The sequence below is a fragment of the Streptomyces sp. x-80 genome (assembly GCF_046549095.1).
Classification (GTDB): domain Bacteria; phylum Actinomycetota; class Actinomycetes; order Streptomycetales; family Streptomycetaceae; genus Streptomyces; species Streptomyces celluloflavus.
Window position 1 is genome coordinate 145,864 of record NZ_JAJPWM010000020.1, and the last position, 18,633, is coordinate 164,496.

Sequence of the window (18,633 nt, forward strand, 5' to 3'; positions counted from 1 at the left end):
CGACCGTGCGCGGCGACCGCCACCCCCCGGCCGTCGCGCCACCGCCGCCGTACCGCGGCGGCTCGTGGCAGCTCACGCAGCCCACGCACCGTGCAGAAGGAGTACCCCGCATGTCCCCCTCTTCGTCCGCACCCGCGCCCGCGCCCCGTCCGACCCGGCAGGTCCGGGCCGACTACGTCATCGTCGGCGGCGGCACCGCCGGTTCCGTCATCGCCTCCCGGCTCACCGAGGACCCCGCCGTCAGCGTCGTCGTCATCGAGGGCGGCCCCACCGACATCGACCGCGACGACGTGCTGACGCTGCGCCGCTGGCTCGGCCTGCTCGGCGGCGACCTCGACTACGGCTACACCACCACCGAGCAGCCGCGCGGCAACTCCCACATCCTGCACAGCCGCGCGAAGGTGCTCGGCGGCTGCTCCTCGCACAACACCCTGATCTCCTTCAAGCCGCTGCCCGGCGACTGGGACGAGTGGGCCGAGGCGGGCGCCGCCGGCTGGGACGCCAAGGCCATGGACCCGTACTTCGGCAAGCTGCGCAACCACATCGTCGCGGTGGACGAGAAGGACCGGAACGCCATCGCCCGCGACTTCGTCGAGGCCGCGCAGCACGCCCTGGACGTACCGCGCGTGGAGGGCTTCAACAAGAAGCCCTTCCACGAGGGCGTCGGCTTCTTCGACCTCGCCTACCACCCGGAGAACAACAAGCGCTCCTCCGCGTCGGTGGCCTACCTCCACCCCCACATCGAGGCCGGGGACCGGCCCAACCTCCGCCTGATGCTGGAGACCTGGGCGTACAAGCTGGAGCTGACGGGCGACCGGGCGACCGGTGTGCGGGTGCGTACCAAGGACGGCGAGGAGATCCTGGTCGAGGCCGGCCGTGAGGTGCTGGTCTGCGCGGGCGCGGTGGACACCCCGCGGCTGCTGCTGCACTCCGGCATCGGCCCCCGCAAGGACCTGGAAGCGCTCGGTATCCCCGTCGCACTCGACCTGCCGGGCGTCGGCGAGAACCTCCTCGACCACCCCGAGTCGGTCATCGTCTGGGAGACCGACGGGCCGATCCCCGACAACTCCGCGATGGACTCGGACGCCGGGCTGTTCGTGCGCCGCGACCCCGAGTCGCGCGGCCCGGACCTGATGTTCCACTTCTACCAGATCCCGTTCACCGACAACCCGGAGCGGCTCGGCTACGAAAAGCCCCCGCACGGTGTGTCGATGACGCCGAACATCCCCAAGCCCAAGAGCCGCGGCCGGGTCTACCTCACCAGCGCCGACCCCGAGGTCAAGCCGGCGCTGGACTTCCGCTACTTCACGGACGAGGCGGACTACGACGGCCGGACCCTGGTCGACGGCATCAAGATCGCCCGGGAGATCGCCAAGGCCGAGCCGCTGGCCGGCTGGCTCAAGCGCGAGGTCTGCCCCGGCCCCGAGGTCACCTCCGACGAGGACATCAGCGAGTACGCCCGCAAGGTCGCGCACACCGTCTACCACCCGGCCGGCACCTGCAAGATGGGCGCCGCCGACGACGAACTGGCCGTGGTCGACCCGGAGTTGAAGATCCGCGGACTGACGGGCATCCGCATCGCCGACGCCTCCGTCTTCCCGACCATGCCGGCCGTCAACCCGATGATCGGGGTGCTGATGGTGGGGGAGAAGTGCGCCGAACTGCTCCACCGGGCACCGGAGAAGGGCGGTGATGCGTGATGGCGAACCTCACCGCCGACGCCTCCGACGTACCCAAAACCCGTACGGAGCAGGGCAGTTCCGACCGGTCAAGCGCCGCGGACCCGGCCGGACAGGGCGACCGTGACGTCGTCTTCTCCGTCCGCCACCTGTGGAAGGTCTTCGGCCCCGGCGCCGACCGCATCCCCGACGACACCTCGGTCGCCGCCCTCTCCGCGCAGGAGCTGCGCGAGCGGACCGGCTGCACGGCCGCCGTCCGCGATGTCTCCTTCGACGTCCACAAGGGCGAGGTCTTCGTCGTCATGGGGCTCTCCGGCTCCGGCAAGTCCACCCTGGTGCGCTGTCTGACCCGGCTCATCGAGCCGACCAGCGGCGGCCTGGAGATGGACGGCGAGGACGTCCGCGCCATGGACCGCGGCACCCTGCGCGAACTGCGCCGCCGCCGCGCCTCGATGGTCTTCCAGCACTTCGGCCTGCTGCCGCACCGCACCGTCCTCGACAACGTCGGCTACGGCCTGGAGATCCAGGGCATGGGCCGGGCCGAACGCCGGGAGCGGGCCACCGAGATGGTGGCGAAGGTCGGCCTGGCCGGACTGGAGCGGCGCCGCCCCGGGCAGCTCTCCGGCGGTCAGCAGCAGCGTGTCGGGCTGGCCCGCGCGCTCGCCGTGGACCCCGAAGTCCTGCTGTTCGACGAGCCGTTCAGCGCCCTCGACCCGCTCATCCGGCGCGATATGCAGGAGGAGGTCGTCCGCCTGCACCGCGAGGAGGGGCGGACCATGGTCTTCATCACCCACGACCTCGCCGAGGCGCTGCGGGTCGGCGACCGGATCGCCCTGATGCGCGACGGCAAGATCGTCCAGCTCGGCACCCCCGAGGAGATCGTCGGCTCGCCGGCCGACGACTACGTCCGCGACTTCGTCCGGGACGTACCGCGCGAACAGGTGCTGACCGTGCGCCGCGCGATGCGCCCGGCCACGGACGGCGAGGCGGACGAGGGGCCGGCGCTGACCCCGGACACCCTCATCTGCGACGCCATCGAGGCGGTCGCCCGCTCCGGCGGCGCGGCCCGCGTCATGGACGGCGCCCGCTGCCTGGGCATCGTCGACCACGCCTGCCTGCTGAACGTGGTCGCCCGCATCGACCGCCCCGTCCGCGGCGAGGTGGCCGCCTGATGTACGCCGCAGCCCCCCGTCGCGGCGCCGTCCGCGCCACCGCGCCCCGCGCGCCCGCGGCCGGCGCCACGTCACACACCGCGGCCGGTGCCACCGCCCGGCTGCGCACCGCACTGCTGCGCCACTGGCGCGAGGCCCAGCGGGCCGCCGCGCGGAACGTACCGGCCGGCACCGTGAAGCGGGGTCGCGCATGAGCACCGCCGCGCCCCCCGCCACATCCGGCCCGCTGACCGCCGCCGACGGCGGCCCCCTCCGGACGGCACTGCGCCACCGCGGCCTCGGCAAGCTCCTGCTGCTCGCCGTCGCCGCGGCGGTCCTGGTCCCGCTCGTCCGCGCCGCCTGGCCCGGCGCCGCCTGGCCCACCGGCCTGACCGTCGACCTGTCCGGCCCGCTCGGCCGGACCAGCGACTGGATCATCGACAACCGCGACAGCCACCCGCTGTTCGTCTACGTCCTCGGCCACCTCAGCAACGCCGTCGTGCTCTCCGTACGCGCCGTCTACCTGCTGCTGCTCGCGCTCGGCTGGACCGGCGTGACGGCCGGCGTCACGCTGCTCGCCTGGCGCGTCGCGGGCCTGCGCATCGCCGCGACCGCACTGGTCTCCTTCGCGGTCAGCGGCCTGCTGGGCATGTGGGTGCCGACCATGCAGACGCTCGCCCTGATGGTCGTCGCGGTGCTCGTCTCGGTCGTCGTCGGCGCGCTGCTCGGCCTGGCCGCCGGGCTCTCGGACCGGGTGTTCCGCCTGCTGCGGCCCGTCCTGGACACCATGCAGGTGCTGCCCGCCTTCGCCTATCTGCTGCCCGTCGTGCTGGTCTTCGGCATCGGCGTACCGGCCGCGCTGCTGGCCACCGTCGTCTACGCGGCCCCGCCGATGGCGCGGCTGACCGCGCTCGGCCTGCGCGGCGCGGACGCCGGTGTCCTGGAGGCCGTCTCCTCGCTCGGCGCCACCGGCCGGCAGCGGCTGCTGACCGCCCGGCTCCCGCTGGCCCGCAAGGAGCTGCTGCTCGGCCTCAACCAGACGATCATGATGGCGCTCTCCATGGTCGTGATCGCCTCGATGATCGGCGCGGCCGGTCTCGGCGACCGCGTCTACCAGGCACTGGCCTCGGTGGACGTCGGCGCCGCGCTCGCCGCCGCGATCCCCATCGTGCTGCTCGCCATCGTCATGGACCGCACCACCGCGGCGGCCGGCGCACGGCTCGGCTCCCCGGCGGACGCCACCGGGCCGAAGCTGCTGCGCACCCCGCTCGCCTGGGCCGGTATCGCCGTCCTCACCGCCGTCTTCGCCGTCGCCGGCCGGCTCGCCGGCTCGCCGGTCTGGCCGGCCGGCTGGACGGTGGCCATCGCCCGCCCCGTCAACGACGTCAAGGAGTGGATGGTCGACCACCTCTACTCCGGCGTCCCCGTCGTCGGCGGCACCGCGGACTGGGCCGCGCACTTCACCGACTGGGTGCTCAACCCGCTCCGCGACGGCCTGACCGCGCTGCCCTGGTACGGCGTACTGCTCGTCGTCGCCGCGCTGGCCTGGCTCATCGGCACCTGGCGCACCGCCCTGACCGCCGTCCTCGCCATGGCCGGCATCGGCGTCCTCGGCGTCTGGAAGCCCGCCATGAACACCCTCTCCCAGGTGCTCGCCGCCCTCGCGGTGACCCTGGTGATCGGCTTCGCCGTGGGCATCGCGGCCGCCGGCAGCCGGCGCCTGGAGGCGGTGCTGCGGCCCGTCCTGGACGTCATGCAGACGATGCCGCAGTTCGTGTACCTGATCCCGGTCGTCGCGCTGTTCGCCGTGGGCCGCGCCCCGGCCGCCGCCGCGGCCGTCGTCTACGCGCTGCCCGCCGTCATCCGCATCACCACCCAGGGCCTGCGCCAGGTCGACCCCGGGGCCATGGAGTCGGCCCGCTCGCTCGGCGCCACCCGCTGGCAGCTGCTGCGCCAGGTCCAGCTCCCGCTGGCCCGGCCCGCGCTGCTGCTGGCCGTCAACCAGGGCGTGGTGCTCGTCCTCGCCGTCGTCATCATCGGCGGCCTGGTGGGCGGCGGCGCGCTCGGCTACGACGTCGTCACCGGCCTGGCCACCGGCGATCTGGCCCTCGGTCTGGTCGCGGGCGTCGCCATCGTCTGCCTGGGGCTGATGCTCGACCGGGTCACCCAGCCGACGGCCCGCCGCACGGCGAAGGGAGCCTGAACATGTCCACGACCCCCTCCGCGATATCCGCCGGGCCCGTCGCCCGGCGCGTCCGCCGGGGCCGCCGCCGCACCACCGCCGGCAGCGCACTGCTCGCCGGGGCGGTGCTGCTGTCGCTCGCCGGCTGCGGCAAGGCCGATATGACCAAGCAGGCATCGCCGTTCGCGGCCGCCCAGGGTGCCAAGTCCGTCACCCTCTCCGTACAGACCTGGATCGGCGCCCAGGCCAATGTCGCGGTGGCGAAGTACCTCCTCGAACACGAGCTGGACTACCACGTGGACACCGTCCAGGTGGACGAGATCCCCGCCTGGGACGCGCTCAGCCAGGGCCGGGTCGACGCGATCCTGGAGGACTGGGGCCACCCCGACCAGGAGCGGCGCTACGTCCAGGACAAGAAGACGATCACCGCGGGCGGCGGCAACGGCGTCACCGGCCACATCGGCTGGTTCGTCCCCAAGTACTGGGCCGACGCCCACCCCGAGGTCACCGACTGGAAGAACCTCAACAAGTTCGCCGCGCAGCTCCGCACGCCGGAGAGCGGCAACAAGGGCCAGCTGATGGACGGTTCACCGTCCTACGTCACCAATGACAAGGCGCTGGTGAAGAACCTCCACCTCGACTACGAGGTCGTCTTCGCGGGTTCCGAGGCGGCGCAGATCACCCAGATCCAGCAGTTCGCCAAGGAGAAGAAGCCCTTCCTGACGTACTGGTACCAGCCGCAGTGGCTCTTCAACCAGGTGCCGATGGTGGAGGTGAAACTCCCCGCGTACACCGACGCCTGCGCGGAAAAGGGCGCGAAGGACCCCACGACCGTCGACTGCGCCTATCCGACCACCCCGCTCCAGAAGTACTTCAACACCGACTTCGCCCGGAGCGGCGGCGCGGCCGCGGCCTTCCTGAAGTCCTTCACCTGGACCAAGGAGAACCAGAACGACGTCTCGGAGATGATCGCCTCGGACGGTCTCTCCGCGGACGAGGCGGCCAAGCGCTGGGTCGAGAAGAACCCGGACGTCTGGAAGCGCTGGCTCCCCGGGAAATAGCCGGGCGGGCCGTGTGACGGAGGGGGCCACAGGTGCTAGAGGTGGCCGCAGTGCTGTAGGGATTCCCACCGCGGCCTCCGTCTCCCGCAGGAACGCGCGGCCGACCACGGTGGGCACCGGTCCGGTCGGCGTGCGGGCGAACAGTCTCACGCCGAGTTCCCGCTCCAGGCCGCGGATCTGCCGGGACACCGACGGCTGAGCGACGTGCAGCAGCTCATCGCTGCGACGGGGGAGGCGGCGCCTACTCCGTGCCCGTCACCGGCCGTACGGAGGCGGCGTCGCCCGAGGCGGGTACGCGGGGGCGTGGCCGCACGGCGTACGGCATACGGCGTACCGCCACGCCTCCCGGGCGCGGGCCGTATTCCTTTGGTCATACGGCCCGCGCCCCGGCTCCTTCTCAGGGTGCACGGCGGGCGCCGTGCACGTGCCGATAATCGAGAGCATGTCCTTTCTGCCGCCGCCCGGTCCGCACCGCGCATCCCGGGAAACTCCCACGTGGCGACGCCGCTGGCTGCCGCTCACCGCGGAAGCGGGCGCGGCCGTGCTCTACCTCGTGGCCATCTCCAGTGGCGCCTTCGGATTCTTCGACGCGCTGCCGGCGCTGCTGAAGGCGTTCCTGGGCTGCGCCGCGGTCGCCCTGCTGCTGCTCCGCCGCAAGCTCCCCCTCATGGCGCTGCTCGGCCTCGGCGTCCTGGCCGGGGTGCTGCCGACCGTCGGACTGCTGACGGCCGCGGCCGCCTTCACCGCGGCGCGGCGCACCGACGACCCGCGCTACCGCGGCGGCGTCCTGCTCGCCGCGGCCGGCCTCCCGGTGGTCATCAGCACGGTCGGCACCCTCGTCCTCGGCCACGGCGGCTGGCCGGCCGGTTTCGCGCTCGGCGCGGTGGTCGGCGGCGCGGGCGTGCTCATCCCCGGTCTGGTCGGCAGCTCCGTCGGCCAGCAGGAACGCCTGCTGCTGGCGCTGCACGACCGCGCCGCGGCCGCCGAGGAGGCCCGCCGGCTCGCCGACAGCGCCTCCCGGGTCGAGGAGCGCTCCCGGATCGCCGCCGAGATGCACGATCTGGTCGGCCACCGGCTCAGCCTGATCTCGCTGCACACCGGCGGTCTGGAGCTGGCACTCGCGGCCAGGGCCCCCGAACTCACGGAGGACGCCGCGCAGATCCGGCTGGCGACCCGGGACGCGATGCGCGAACTACGGGAAGTGCTGGGCGTGCTCGGCCCGTTGGGGCGCGACACCGGAACCGAGGCGCTGACGGACGCCACCGGCACCCGCTCCGACATCGACGCGCTGGCCGAGGAGTCCCGGGCCGCCGGTATCCCCGTCACCTTCACCTGGCGCGGCGCCGACCTGGACACCCTGGAGCCGAGGGTCCGGCGTGCCGTGCACCGCGTGGTCCGTGAGTCGCTCACCAACGTCCACCGCTACGCGGCCGGCGCGGCCGTCGAACTGACCGTCACCCGCACCGACGACCGCGTCGGCGTACGGATCCGCAACGGCGCCCCGCCCGCCCCGCCCGAGGCCACCACCGGCCTGGGCACCGGCCGCGGTCTGACCGGTCTGCGCGAGCGGGTCCGGCTCCTCGGCGGCGAACTCCACACCGGGCCGACGCCGGTCGGCGGCTTCCTCATCGAGGCGGTGCTGCCCACCCGCCCGGACGCCGCCGCCCCGGCCGACGGCGACGGCACCGGCCCGCCGCCCGGCGGCGACCCGGCCGCCGAGGCGTCCCTGCCCGGCACGGCGCGCCAACTCCCGGGCGTACTACGCCAGGTGCCCGGACTCGTGCGTCATCTGCCGGGCCTGGCGGCCGGGGCACTGGGGCTCGCCGGGGTGGGGGCGATGCTGTTCTTCGGCCTGATGCTGGTGCAGAACTCCCGGCCGCTCCCGGAGAGAGTGCCCGACCGTACGGTGCGTACGGGCATGACCGTGGCCGAGGTCCGGGCGGTGACCGGCACGGACAACGACCTGGTCCGCGCGGCCGCGGCGGGCCGCGAACCGGCCCGTTCGCCCGGGACGAGCTGCCTGTTCCCGTACCGGACGGACGTGGGGCAGGACGGCCGGCTCCCGATCACCCGATACTGTTTCCGCGACGGCATTCTGGTGGAGATCACCAAATTCACCGTCCCGCTGGCCCCGGAAGGCCCCCCTGCCACCGGACGCCCCACCCCGGCACCCGACACCCGCCACGACGGCAGCGGACGGACCTGACGGCACCTGTCGCGGACACCTCGCGCGCCCGCCCTTCGCCGCCCGTCCCCCGCGCCCGCATCGCCCGACCACGCTGCCCACCCGCATCGCCCACCCGCATCGCCCACCCGCATCGTTCGACCGCCCCACCGCCGACGGAGAGCCCGATGAACACGACGCCGCCCGCGTACACCCCGGACCCCCACGACAAGGCCAGGATCCGCGTCCTCCTCGCCGACGACGAGGAGATGATCCGGCACGGCGTCCGGCTGATCCTCCGGCACGCCGAGGACATCGAGGTGGTCGCCGAGGCCGCCAACGGCGCGGAGGCGGTCGAGATGGCCGGGCGGCAACCGGTGGATGTCGCGCTGGTCGACATCCGGATGCCGGTGCTGGACGGGCTCGCGGCCATCGAGCGACTGGTGCTGCTCGACCCCGGACCGCAGGTCGTCATGCTCACCACCTTCGGCGACGAGGAGAACGTCACCCGCGCCCTGCACGCCGGCGCCAGCGGCTTCCTGCTCAAGGACGAGGGGCCGCAGGAACTGATCAACGCCGTACGGGCCGCGGCGGCCGGCGACGCGGTGCTCTCGCCCGGCGTCACCGGTCACGTCGTCAAGCGGATGCTCCAGGGCGGCGGCCGGATCGGCGCGGCCACCACCGGCACCCCCGACCAGCGGCTGGCCGCCCTCACCGACCGCGAACGCGAGGTGCTGACGCTGCTCGGCGCCGGGCTGCCGAACCTGGAGATCGGCCGCCGCCTCGACATCGGCCTCGGCACCGTCAAGACCCACGTCGGCCGCATCCTGGAGAAGACCGGCACCGGCAGCCGGGTACAGGCCGCCCTCCTCGCCCACCAGGCGGGGCTGACGGCGTAACGGGCCGGTACGGCGTTACGGGCCGCTACGGCGTTATGGGCGGGGCTCCGGAACGGGGGCGCGCCGGTGGCGTGGTCATGCGGCGTCATGCGGCTGCTCGGGGGCGGTCGCCACGCCGGATGCCGTCAGCACATGCCGAAGCCGGTCAGACGCTGAGCACCGGGCAGCGGCAGGGCGGGGAGCGGCGCGGACCCGCGTCGCCGGGGCCCGGGGCCGCGGCGGGTGTCGCGGCGCACCTGCCGGAAGCCCTGTCCTCGGCGGAGGTCATGGCGCTGCAACGCTCCGTGGGCAACGCCGTGGTCGCCCGCCAACTGGCAGTACAGCGGCCCGCCCACGGGTCCGTCCCGGGCACCGGGCACGGCGACGGGCTGCACGTCCCCGGCCCGTCCGCCCCGTACGCCGCGCTACCGGTCCAGCGGGCAGCCGCACCGCGCGCGACGGCGGCGGGGCGAGAGGTTCCCCCCCCGCCCCTCGCCCCGCCGCCGCAAGCCCCCGCGCGGCCGCCGCCGTCGGGCCTTCACCCCCGGTCTAAGGCCCCGTGTCCCGACCGGCCCGTCAGCCCGCGTCCGGCTGCCGGATCCCGTCCCGCAGCCGCTCCGCCAGGCCCGTCACGGCCGCCATCGCCTGGCGGTGCAGGCCGGGGCCGAAGGTGACCCGGGACGCGCCCAGGGCGCCGAGTTCGCCGGGGGTGGGGCCGCCCGGTGTCGCCAGGGCGTTGACGGGAAGGCCGATACCGGCGGCCAGTTCGGCCAGCAGCGGCGGCGGGGCGAGGATCGGATAGACGCAGTCGGCGCCCGCCTCGGCATAGAGCCGGCCGCGCCGTACCGCCTCCTCGGTGCCCTCGACCCCGCACACGAACGTGTCGATCCGGGCGTTGATCACCAGGGAGTCGCCCGCCTCGGCCCGTACCTGCGCCAGCCACTCCGCCTGCCGCTCCGGGTCCGTCAGGACGCGGGACGCGTGGTCGCTGTCCTCCAGGTTGCAGCCCACCGCGCCGGCGTCCGCGAGGCGGCCCACCAGTTCCTTCGCGGAGAGCCCGTAGCCGGCCTCCACGTCCGCCGTGACGGGGATGTCCACGGCCCGCACGATGCGGGCGATCGCGGCGAACATCTCGTCCGGCGGCGTCTGCCCGTCCTCGTGACCGAGGGTGGCCGCGATGCCCGCACTGGGCGTGGCGAGCGCCGGGAATCCGGCGTCGGCGAAGACCTTGGCGCTGGCCGCGTCCCACGGGCCCGGGAGGACCAGGGGCAGGTGGGGGGCGCGGTGCAGGTCGCGGAGTGCGGCAGCCGTCATGAAGGACCTCCTGGGGTCGTCCGGACCGCGGCGCTCCCGCGGTGCCGGGCGTGGGTGGGGGTGAGCGGAGAGATACGGGCGATACGGCCGGTGAGCTGCGCCGGTACGGCGTCCCCGAGGTGTCCGGCGACGCGCTGATACCCGGCGCCGGGGACGGAGCCGTCGGCGCGGCGGGCGCTGGTTTCGGCGCGGGTGGGGGTGGCTGTGGGGGCGTGGGGGAGGGCGGCCGGGGACGGGCCGAGGCCCCTCCCGTCAGCCGCGGTCGGCGTCGTTGTCGTCATCGACGCGGGGACCGTGCGGCGGGCCGGTAACGGGATCAGGTCGGACAGCACCTCACTCCTGTCCCGGGGCCCGCCGGGTGGTCACGCCGAAGCGGTTCCAGGCGTTGATGGTGGTGATGAGGGCGATGAGCTGGGCCAGTTCGGGGTCCTCGAAGTGCTCGGCGGCGCGCTGGTACACGGCGTCCGGGACGAAACCGTCGGTGAGCACGGTGACGGCTTCGGTGAGGGCGAGGGCGGCCTGTTCCTTGGGGGTGTAGTAGGCGCCGGCCTCCTCCCAGGCGTTGAGCAGGTAGATGCGCTCGTCGGTCTCACCGGCCTTGCGGGCGTCCTTGGTGTGCAGGTCGAGGCAGTACCCGCAGCGGTTGAGCTGCGAGGCGCGGATCTTGACCAGCTCGACCAGCACCGGGTCGAGACCCTTCCGCGCCGCCGCGTCCAGTGCGTACATGGCCTTGAAGACCTCGGGTGCGAGCTTCCCCCACTGCATCCGGGGGCCGTGCGCTCCGTGCGCCGCGCGTGTCGTCGATGCCGTCGATGAAGGGGAGTGTGCGTGTGCAGGTGCGTACGCAGGTGCTGATGAAGCTGATGCTGCCGGTGTGATCTGCGCCGCCGGCGCCGCCTGCCCTTCCTGCCTGGCGAGTGTCGTCATGGTCACCACGCTACGGTGCCAGTGGCGCAGCGATATGGTCCACTTCCATGGACAATTCGTGGGCCACTTTCGGACATGACCTGCACCTGGACCTCACCGGTCCCGGTGGGCCCCGGGCCGCCCTGATGCGCGCCCTGCGCGAGGCCGTCCGCACCGGGCGGCTCGCCCCCGGCGCCCGCCTGCCGTCCTCCCGTTCGCTCGCCGCCGACCTCGGCATCGCCCGCAACACCGTCGCGGACGCATACGCCGAGCTGGTCGCCGAGGGCTGGCTCAGCGCCCGGCAGGGCTCCGGTACCCGCGTCGCCGAGCGCACCGTGTCGCGCGGCGCGCCCCCGGCCCGGCGCGCCACCGGCCCGGCTCCGCGCCCCGGCCGGCCGCGCTGCGACCTCACCGTCGGCACCCCCGACGTCTCCTCCTTCCCGCGCACCGCCTGGCTGGCCGCCGCCCGCCGCGCCCTGACCGCCGCCCCCAACGAGGCGTTCGGCTACGGCTCCGGGCCCGGCCGCCCCGAACTGCGCACCGTCCTCGCCGACTACCTCGCCCGCGCCCGCGGCGTCCGCGCCGACCCGGACCGGATCGTCGTCTGCGCCGGATTCATGCAGGGGCTCGGACTGCTCAGCAGGGTGCTGCGCGCGGCGGGCGGCAGCGGCCACGGCCCGGCGCGGCGTACGGGCACGGGGCGGCGGAGCGCCGCGCGGCACCCCGGCACCGCGGACGAGAGCTGGCGGCCGGGCGACGGCCAACTGGCCGTCGAGTCGTACGGCCTCCACTTCCACCGCGATGTCATCACCCGCGCCGGCCTGCGTACTGTCCCCCTCCCGGTGGACGAACACGGCGCCAGGACAGGCGAGTTGGCGGCGCTGGACGATGTCCGGGCGGCACTGCTCACACCGGCTCACCAGTTCCCGACCGGCGCGTCACTCCACCCCGACCGGCGCGCCGCCGCCGTCAACTGGGCGCGCGCCACCGGGGGACTGATCCTGGAGGACGACTACGACGGCGAATTCCGCTATGACAGGCAGCCGGTTGGCGCCCTTCAGGGGCTCGACCCCGACCATGTCGTCTATATGGGCACCGCCAGCAAGAGCCTGTCGCCCGCGCTGCGGCTGTCCTGGATGGTGCTGCCGGACCGTCTGGTGGATCCGGTACTGGCGCTCAAGGACACCGGTGAATGGCCGGTCGGCCGGCTGGATCAGCTCACCCTCGCCGAGTTCCTCGCCGCGGGCGCGTACGACCGGCATCTGCGCGGGATGCGGCTGCGCTACCGGCGGCGGCGCGATCAGCTGGTGGCGGCACTGGCCGACCACGCGCCGCACATCGGGGTGACCGGTATCGCCGCCGGGCTCCATGTGGTGCTCCGCCTGCCGCCGGGCACCGAGCGGGACATCCTCCGGGCGGCGGAGCGGGAGGGGCTGGCACTGGAGGGGCTGAGCCAGTTCCGGTACGCCGGAGCGGAGGAGCGGAAACCGGAGTTCGACGGGCTGATCGTCGCCTACGGGAGGCCACCGGACCACGCGTTCACGGGAGCGCTGGGGGCGCTGCTGCGGGTGCTCTCCTGAATCCGGGGACGAGAGGGCCGCGGGCGCCCCGGCCCGGACCCGGCCGGCCGCCCACGTTCGGCAGGGCACGCCGCTTGCGGCCGTCGCGGGCTCGGCCGGAGCTCGTCGTGGCCGGTCCCCGCACAGCTCGCCCAGCCCGGCTGTGAGGTCCGCATCGCGCATACCGGGCAAGGCACAGCCCTCGTCCTCGTCCCAGGGGACATCGACGTCATCGAAGCGGTCTTCATGTGCTCCGGCAGGACGGGCAGTTCGAGGGCCATGCACAGGTCCCGGGCCCGCCTCGACCGTCGATGCCGGCGAAGCCTTGAGAGGTACCGGCAACGCACCGCAGCCGGCCCCCACCCCGGCCGGGCGTCGTGCCTGTGGCCGTCGCGGAACGCTGCTGACGCAGCGGGCGGCAGCGGTGAGAGAAAAGTTTCGCCGCCCGCACGACATCCTGACGCCTCACGTAGTCATGAGGGGTATGCACGGGGATCACCGAACAAGGGAACAGGCGGGAACCGAGTGAAATCAGCACAGGAGGATGAGTATCTGGAGTTCGTGGCCACGAGAGCGAAGGCGCTGTACCGCTCGGCATACGTCCTCGCGGCCGGCGACACGCATCTTGCCGAGGACCTGGTCCAGGAAACCCTCAGCCGGGTGTACGTGCACTGGAAGCGGGTGGCCGGTGCGGACAGCCCGGCGGCCTACGCCCAGACGGTTCTGGTCCGCACCTTCCTCAGCTTGCGGCGTCGGCGAAGCACCGGCGAGCGACCCATCGGGAACCTGCCCGACGGTGCGGCGTCCGGCCCGGACACCGCGCTGCGGCTCACCCTGCTGGACGCGCTCGGCCAACTTCCGCCCCGCGACCGGGCGGTGCTGCTGCTGCGCTACTGGGAGGACCGCAGCATCGAGGAGACCGCCCGGATGCTCAGGCTGAGCAGCAGCGCGGTCCGCTCCCAGGGCACCCGAGCGCTCGGCAGGGTGCGTGCGTTGCTCGGCGACAGCCTGTCCGACCTCGTTCCGCACTGAGTACTGAGCGCCGTGCACGCAGGTCAAAACCACCACAAAGCCCTCATCAGCGATAGAAAAGGTGACGCCAGCATGCCGTTCGAAGCAGACCTCGCACAGGCCCTGGACCGCACGACCGACTCCCTCGAACCCGATCTCACCACGCTCCTGAGCGGAGCCGTCGAGCGCGGGCGGAGCCGTCGGCGTCGGCGCAGCGCCGCTGTCATCGCCGGGGTCGGCGCCTGCGCCGCGATCGCGACAGCCGGCCTGGTGATCCCCGGCGCGCTCACCGCGACCCACTCCGCGGGATCCGGTATGGAGATGGTGGCGCTGGCGCTGCCCCGTTCCGCGATCACCGGCACCCAGATGATCAAGACCCTGGAGAAGACGTTCCCCGGGGGCCGGTTCAGCCAGGCGACCGGGCAGAGCAACAACCCCTCGGATCCGTCCGGCGGATACGTCGCCAACGGCGAACTGGTCGTCGACGACGGGCACGGCGCCGCCGCCGTCGGCGTCTCGGCCTTGCGGCTCAAACTGCCGCTCAGGGACGGAGGCGGGCTGAGCTGCGAGCAGACGCCCGCGCGTGCCGCAGGAGACACCTGCACCCTGCGCGAGCTGCCGAGCAGTGCCGCGCTTCCCGGCGGGGCCTGGGTGATGTCGGAGCAGAACGCGGCCAAGGAAGCGGCTCCTGCCGACGCCGCCCGCCGCTGGACGGTGACGGTGACGGTGAAGTCGACCGGCGCGCAGTTGCAGATGGTGCAGTGGAACAGCACCGGCGGCGGCACTGGCGCCGAGGTGCCCAAGGCGACCCGTGCCGCTCCGCCGCTCTCCGAGCAGCAGGCGGTGGCCGCACTCACCGGTGCCACCTGGGCGCCGGTCCTCGGTGCCGTCGGCTGACCTGTAGCTGCCGGCGCGGCAGGTCAGGGACGGTCCGGTCGGTACCGTCGTCCCGCCACAGGCCGAAGCGGCAGTGCACCGCGCCGCTGGGCGGCAGGTCGCCCGGCAGGCGGGCCCACTGACGGCCTGGCCGGGACTGATACGGGATCGCGTTGACGTTCTCACGTATCTCGTTCCTGCCCTCGTGGCCCGTGGCCGAGGGACGCCCGGCCCGCCGAGCGGTCGGCACGGGCTCGATCAACACCCACCGCTCATCGGACACGTCGCTCGGGTACGGCTCGCGCTCACTCACCGCGCCACCCCGGCATGGCCAGGCCCACCGGCCGGCGGAATCACTCCAGGCTCACTCCATCAGGCGGCCACAGACCGCATATCGAGCCTCGGCACGCCCTCTTGGAACCGAGCTCTACCGCAGGGGCTGGGGCTTGGCCTTCGAGCGCAATTCCGCCGGCCGTCCCGCGCGTTCCCCCCGCACGCCACGCCACGGGAATTCCGCGGACAAGCGAGATCGGACAGGTAGCCGACCGGGGACCCTCGTGCGAGAAGCTCATCTCTTTTCTTCTGCTGCGCGACGAGGGCTCCGGTTGGCCTAAGTTCCGTTCTCTATCGGGAGAGTTGTCGCGGCAGGTTGTTGAACGGCATCCCCGACGGCCCAAAACTGTCCGATGCCGGGGTGGCCCTTGACAGCGGAAGAGGCGCGATGATCAACGATCTGACGGAGACCTCGATCACCGAAGCGGTGCAGAGGACTTTCGACGGCGCGGACGATGAGCGCGTCAAGAAGCTGTTCGTCTTCCTCGTTCAGCATCTGCACGACTTCGCGCGGGAAGTCCGGCTGACCGGCGACGAGTGGTTCATGGCCATGGATTTCCTCAAGCGGGTGGGCGATATCAGCACTCCGACCCGGCAGGAGTTCGCCCTGCTGTCCGACATTCTGGGCCTGAGTGTTCTGGTGGACCTGATCAACAGCGAGGGCGGGACGTCGACGACGGAATCGACGCTGCTGGGCCCCTTCTACGTGGACGGCCGGCCGACGGCGAAGAACGGATCGGACATCTCCGGTGGGGTCGCGGGGGTTCCGCTGTTCTTCAACGGCACGGTGCTCGACGCGGACGGCAATCCGGTGGCCGGTGCCCGGGTGGACACCTGGCACAGCGACGGAGAAGGCTTCTACGACGTGCAGATGCCGGAGAAGCTGCACGGTCAGCTGGCCATGCGTGCCTTGCTGACCACCGACGACCAAGGGCGGTTCTGGTACCGCTCGGTGGCTCCGCGCTACTACCCGGTCCCCACCGACGGGCCGTGCGGAGAGATCCTGCGTGCCGCGAACCGTTCGCCGATGCGCCCTGAGCACCTGCACTTCTGGTTCCATGCCGAGGGCTTCGAACCGCTGATCACCATGCTGTTCCGCAGTGACGACCCCTACCTGGAACGTGACGCGGTCTTCGGGCTCAGACGGTCCCTCGTGGTGGATTTCGTCCCCCACGAAGCGGGCGAGAACGCTCCGGACGGCACGCGCATGACCGAACCGTTCCAGACGGTGGAGTGGACGTTCACGCTGGCCCGCAAGGAGAGCTGAGGGGTGTCCCGCATCCCGCTGACCCCCGTCGAATCCGTCACTCCCACCGCCCGCGACTTCATGCGCCGCCGCGGTGAACTGAACGTCTTCCGCCTCCTGGCGGGCGCCCCGAAGGTGTTCGACGGCTGGACCACGATGGTCGACGCGCAACTCGACAGCCGCACCTTCAGCCCTCGGCTCCGCGAACTGGTGATCTTGCGGATCGCCCATCTGCACCGCTGCGCCTACCAGATCGCCCAGCACACCGACGTGGGCCGCGCGGCGGGAATCAGCGATGCGGAGATCAGCGCGCTGAGCGCCGAGGGGCATGTGCCCGGCTTCACCGAGCCGGAGAACACCGTGCTGATCTTCGTCGGTGAGCTGTGCACGACCCGCACCGTGACCCAGGAGACCTTCGCCGCGGCCCGAGCCGTGCTCGACGAGGCCCGGCTGGCCGAACTGCTGCTGCTGACCGGCCTGTACTACGGACTCGCACTCGTGCTGAACGCGGCCCAGCCCGGCATCGATGACCAGGCCCGCCTGGAGACCTCCCCATGACCCGGATCGGGTACTGCGCCAACATGCCCGACCAGGTCCGCGAGTTGGTCGACGAGCGCGGGAACCTGAACGTCTACCGGGCGCTGGCCCACGCCGGCCCGCCCTTCGCCGGGTGGATGCTCGCCGGCCGCGCCGCCCTGACCAGCAACGTCGTCCCCGCACGGCTGCGTGAGCTGGTCATCTTGCGCACCGGACACCTGATGAAGTGCCCCTACGAGATCGCGCAGCACACCCCCATGGCCGAAGGCGCGGGCATCGGATCCCGGCAACTCCGCGCCCTCGCCGCCGACGGCCGCCTCGCCGACGGCGGGTTCACCCCGGCCGAGCTGACCGTGCTGGAGATGACCACCGAACTGCTCACCACCGCATCGCTGACGCCCGCCCTGCTGGACCGCGCGCGCGAGTCGCTCGGGGACGAGCGACTGCTGGAAGTGCTGATGATCATCAACCGGTGGAGCGGTCTGGCCTTGATGATCAACGCGCTCGATGTGGACATCGACACCGACACGCACTTCGCCATGCCCCACTGACCAACCCCACCGACCAACCCCACCGACCAACTCCACCGACCAACTCCACCGACCAACCCACTGACCAACCCACTGACCGTCCCCCCTGACGCGGTGAGCGAAAGGACGGCGAGCATGCGCGCGCTACGTTTCGAGCGGTTCGGCGGCCCCGAGGTGCTGTCCGTCACCGAGGTCGTGGATCCGGTCGCCGGTGACGGCCTCGCGGTCGTCGCCGTCAGGGCGGGCTCGGTCAACGCCTCGGACGTGAAGAACATCGCCGGCGCCATGGAGGGCACCGTCCTCCCCCGCGTTCCCGGCCGTGACTTCGCCGGCGTCGTCCTGGAAGGACCCGGCGAGTGGCTCGGTGCCGAGGTATGGGGCACCGGGGGCGACCTCGGATTCACCCTCGACGGCTCGCACGCGGAACGCCTCGCCCTGCCCGTCAGCGCCCTGGCCCGTAAACCCGAAACCCTCGACTTCGCCGAGGCGGCGACGGTCGGCGTGAACTTCGTGGTCGGCTGGCTCGGTGCGATCGAGGCCGCCGCACTCACCGCGGGCGAGACCGTCGCCGTCTTCGGCGTCTCGGGCGGCGTGGGCACGGCTGTCGCGCAGATCGCCCGCGCCGTCGGAGCCCATCGCGTACTGGGCGTCGACCGCCATGCTCCGGCCGACAGCACCTCCGCGGCCGAGATCATCGACGAGTTCGTGCCCTTCGACGCCGACACCGATGTCGCCGCCGAGATCCGGCGCATCACCGGCGGCCGGGGCGCCGATGTCGTCTACGACGCCGTCGGCGGCGTCACCACATCCTCCGCGGTGGCGTCCCTCGCCCACCGCGGGCGTCTGGTCGTCATCAGCGCCGTCGGCACCTCCACCGTCGAGATCGACCTCACCGACTTCTACCACCGCGAGGCGCGGATGCTGGGCGTGGACAGCCGCAAACTGGACGTCACCGCCTCTGCCGAGCGCCTCAAACGGATCAGCCCCCTCTTCGAGCGCGGCGAGTTCACACCACTGCCGATCGCGCGGACCTTCGACCTCGGCCACGGCCCGGACGCCTACGACGCCGTGGCGCAACGGAAGGTACGCGGCCGGGTCGTCATCCAGCCCTGAGCCCGAATCCACCGGTCGTCGTGGACCCCGGTCCGGCTGAACACCACGCTTCGCTCCGTGGCACAGCCCGAGCCCGGGAGACGATCCAGATCC

The 18,633-nt window shown here is 72.8% G+C and carries 18 protein-coding genes and 1 pseudogene; 14 read left to right on the plus strand and 5 right to left on the minus strand.

Annotation, left to right across the window (positions count from 1 at the left end):
- Positions 1–110: 110 nt before the first annotated feature.
- The 5 genes from ACLJWH_RS32775 to ACLJWH_RS32795 are packed head-to-tail and all read left to right on the plus strand — an operon-like array spanning position 111 to position 6,073.
- Positions 111–1,700, plus strand: a complete 1,590-nt coding sequence (locus ACLJWH_RS32775) for a GMC family oxidoreductase (protein WP_411145405.1) — start codon at positions 111–113, stop codon at positions 1,698–1,700.
- The gene (locus ACLJWH_RS32780) at positions 1,700–2,851 is read left to right on the plus strand and encodes a quaternary amine ABC transporter ATP-binding protein (protein ID WP_411145406.1); all 1,152 of its coding nucleotides are present in this window, start codon (positions 1,700–1,702) and stop codon (positions 2,849–2,851) included. Before ACLJWH_RS32775 ends, ACLJWH_RS32780 begins: the two co-directional genes overlap by 1 nt.
- Entirely contained in the window at positions 2,851–3,045 is a 195-nt protein-coding gene (locus ACLJWH_RS32785; protein ID WP_411145407.1) for a hypothetical protein, read from the plus strand. Before ACLJWH_RS32780 ends, ACLJWH_RS32785 begins: the two co-directional genes overlap by 1 nt.
- On the plus strand, positions 3,042–5,033 hold the full coding sequence (locus ACLJWH_RS32790) for an ABC transporter permease (protein ID WP_411145408.1): 1,992 nt from the start codon (positions 3,042–3,044) through the stop codon (positions 5,031–5,033). Before ACLJWH_RS32785 ends, ACLJWH_RS32790 begins: the two co-directional genes overlap by 4 nt.
- Before the next feature lie 2 nt (positions 5,034–5,035).
- Positions 5,036–6,073, plus strand: coding sequence for an ABC transporter substrate-binding protein (locus ACLJWH_RS32795; protein WP_411145409.1), 1,038 nt, complete (start codon positions 5,036–5,038; stop codon positions 6,071–6,073).
- Positions 6,074–6,139: 66 nt separating this feature from the next.
- Here ACLJWH_RS32795 and ACLJWH_RS32800 read toward each other — a convergent pair.
- Positions 6,140–6,289 (minus strand): annotated as a pseudogene (locus tag ACLJWH_RS32800) (LysR family transcriptional regulator); the annotation flags it as partial.
- A gap of 226 nt (positions 6,290–6,515) precedes the next feature.
- Between ACLJWH_RS32800 and ACLJWH_RS32805 the strand changes: the two are divergent.
- Positions 6,516–8,279, plus strand: coding sequence for a sensor histidine kinase (locus ACLJWH_RS32805; RefSeq protein ID WP_411145410.1), 1,764 nt, complete (start codon positions 6,516–6,518; stop codon positions 8,277–8,279).
- Between the two features lie 146 nt (positions 8,280–8,425).
- Positions 8,426–9,136 carry a response regulator gene (locus ACLJWH_RS32810; protein ID WP_411145411.1) on the plus strand — a complete coding sequence of 237 codons (711 nt, stop codon included), beginning with the start codon at positions 8,426–8,428 and terminating at the stop codon, positions 9,134–9,136.
- Positions 9,137–9,691: 555 nt separating this feature from the next.
- Here the strand turns inward: ACLJWH_RS32810 and ACLJWH_RS32815 are convergent.
- The 3 genes from ACLJWH_RS32815 to ACLJWH_RS32825 are packed head-to-tail and all read right to left on the minus strand — an operon-like array spanning position 9,692 to position 11,194.
- Positions 9,692–10,429 (minus strand): isocitrate lyase/phosphoenolpyruvate mutase family protein, encoded by a 738-nt coding sequence (locus ACLJWH_RS32815; protein ID WP_411145412.1) that lies wholly within the window; start codon positions 10,427–10,429, stop codon positions 9,692–9,694.
- A complete protein-coding gene (locus tag ACLJWH_RS32820; protein WP_411145413.1) occupies positions 10,426–10,761 on the minus strand; it encodes a hypothetical protein in 336 nt (111 codons plus the stop codon). Before ACLJWH_RS32820 ends, ACLJWH_RS32815 begins: the two co-directional genes overlap by 4 nt.
- Before the next feature lies 1 nt (position 10,762).
- On the minus strand, positions 10,763–11,194 hold the full coding sequence (locus tag ACLJWH_RS32825; RefSeq protein ID WP_411145414.1) for a carboxymuconolactone decarboxylase family protein: 432 nt from the start codon (positions 11,192–11,194) through the stop codon (positions 10,763–10,765).
- A gap of 209 nt (positions 11,195–11,403) precedes the next feature.
- Here ACLJWH_RS32825 and ACLJWH_RS32830 point away from each other — a divergent pair, with 209 nt between their 5' ends.
- From ACLJWH_RS32830 to ACLJWH_RS32840, 3 genes are all read left to right on the plus strand, one after another.
- On the plus strand, positions 11,404–12,915 hold the full coding sequence (locus tag ACLJWH_RS32830; RefSeq protein ID WP_411145415.1) for a PLP-dependent aminotransferase family protein: 1,512 nt from the start codon (positions 11,404–11,406) through the stop codon (positions 12,913–12,915).
- 504 nt (positions 12,916–13,419) lie between these two features.
- Positions 13,420–13,926 (plus strand): SigE family RNA polymerase sigma factor, encoded by a 507-nt coding sequence (locus ACLJWH_RS32835; protein WP_411145416.1) that lies wholly within the window; start codon positions 13,420–13,422, stop codon positions 13,924–13,926.
- Positions 13,927–13,998: 72 nt separating this feature from the next.
- The gene (locus ACLJWH_RS32840) at positions 13,999–14,802 is read left to right on the plus strand and encodes a hypothetical protein (protein WP_411145417.1); all 804 of its coding nucleotides are present in this window, start codon (positions 13,999–14,001) and stop codon (positions 14,800–14,802) included.
- Here the strand turns inward: ACLJWH_RS32840 and ACLJWH_RS32845 are convergent.
- A complete protein-coding gene (locus tag ACLJWH_RS32845; RefSeq protein ID WP_411145418.1) occupies positions 14,759–15,094 on the minus strand; it encodes a transposase in 336 nt (111 codons plus the stop codon). The genes ACLJWH_RS32840 and ACLJWH_RS32845 overlap by 44 nt on opposite strands.
- A gap of 408 nt (positions 15,095–15,502) precedes the next feature.
- Here ACLJWH_RS32845 and ACLJWH_RS32850 point away from each other — a divergent pair, with 408 nt between their 5' ends.
- From ACLJWH_RS32850 to ACLJWH_RS32865, 4 genes are all read left to right on the plus strand, one after another.
- On the plus strand, positions 15,503–16,381 hold the full coding sequence (locus ACLJWH_RS32850; RefSeq protein ID WP_411145419.1) for a dioxygenase: 879 nt from the start codon (positions 15,503–15,505) through the stop codon (positions 16,379–16,381).
- 3 nt (positions 16,382–16,384) lie between these two features.
- Positions 16,385–16,918: a carboxymuconolactone decarboxylase family protein gene (locus ACLJWH_RS32855; RefSeq protein WP_411145420.1), complete on the plus strand. Its 534-nt coding sequence runs from the start codon at positions 16,385–16,387 to the stop codon at positions 16,916–16,918.
- On the plus strand, positions 16,915–17,448 hold the full coding sequence (locus tag ACLJWH_RS32860; protein ID WP_411145421.1) for a carboxymuconolactone decarboxylase family protein: 534 nt from the start codon (positions 16,915–16,917) through the stop codon (positions 17,446–17,448). The genes ACLJWH_RS32855 and ACLJWH_RS32860 overlap by 4 nt, the downstream gene beginning before the upstream one ends.
- A 114-nt stretch (positions 17,449–17,562) precedes the next feature.
- Positions 17,563–18,540 (plus strand): quinone oxidoreductase family protein, encoded by a 978-nt coding sequence (locus ACLJWH_RS32865; RefSeq protein WP_411145422.1) that lies wholly within the window; start codon positions 17,563–17,565, stop codon positions 18,538–18,540.
- Positions 18,541–18,633 lie beyond the last annotated feature (93 nt).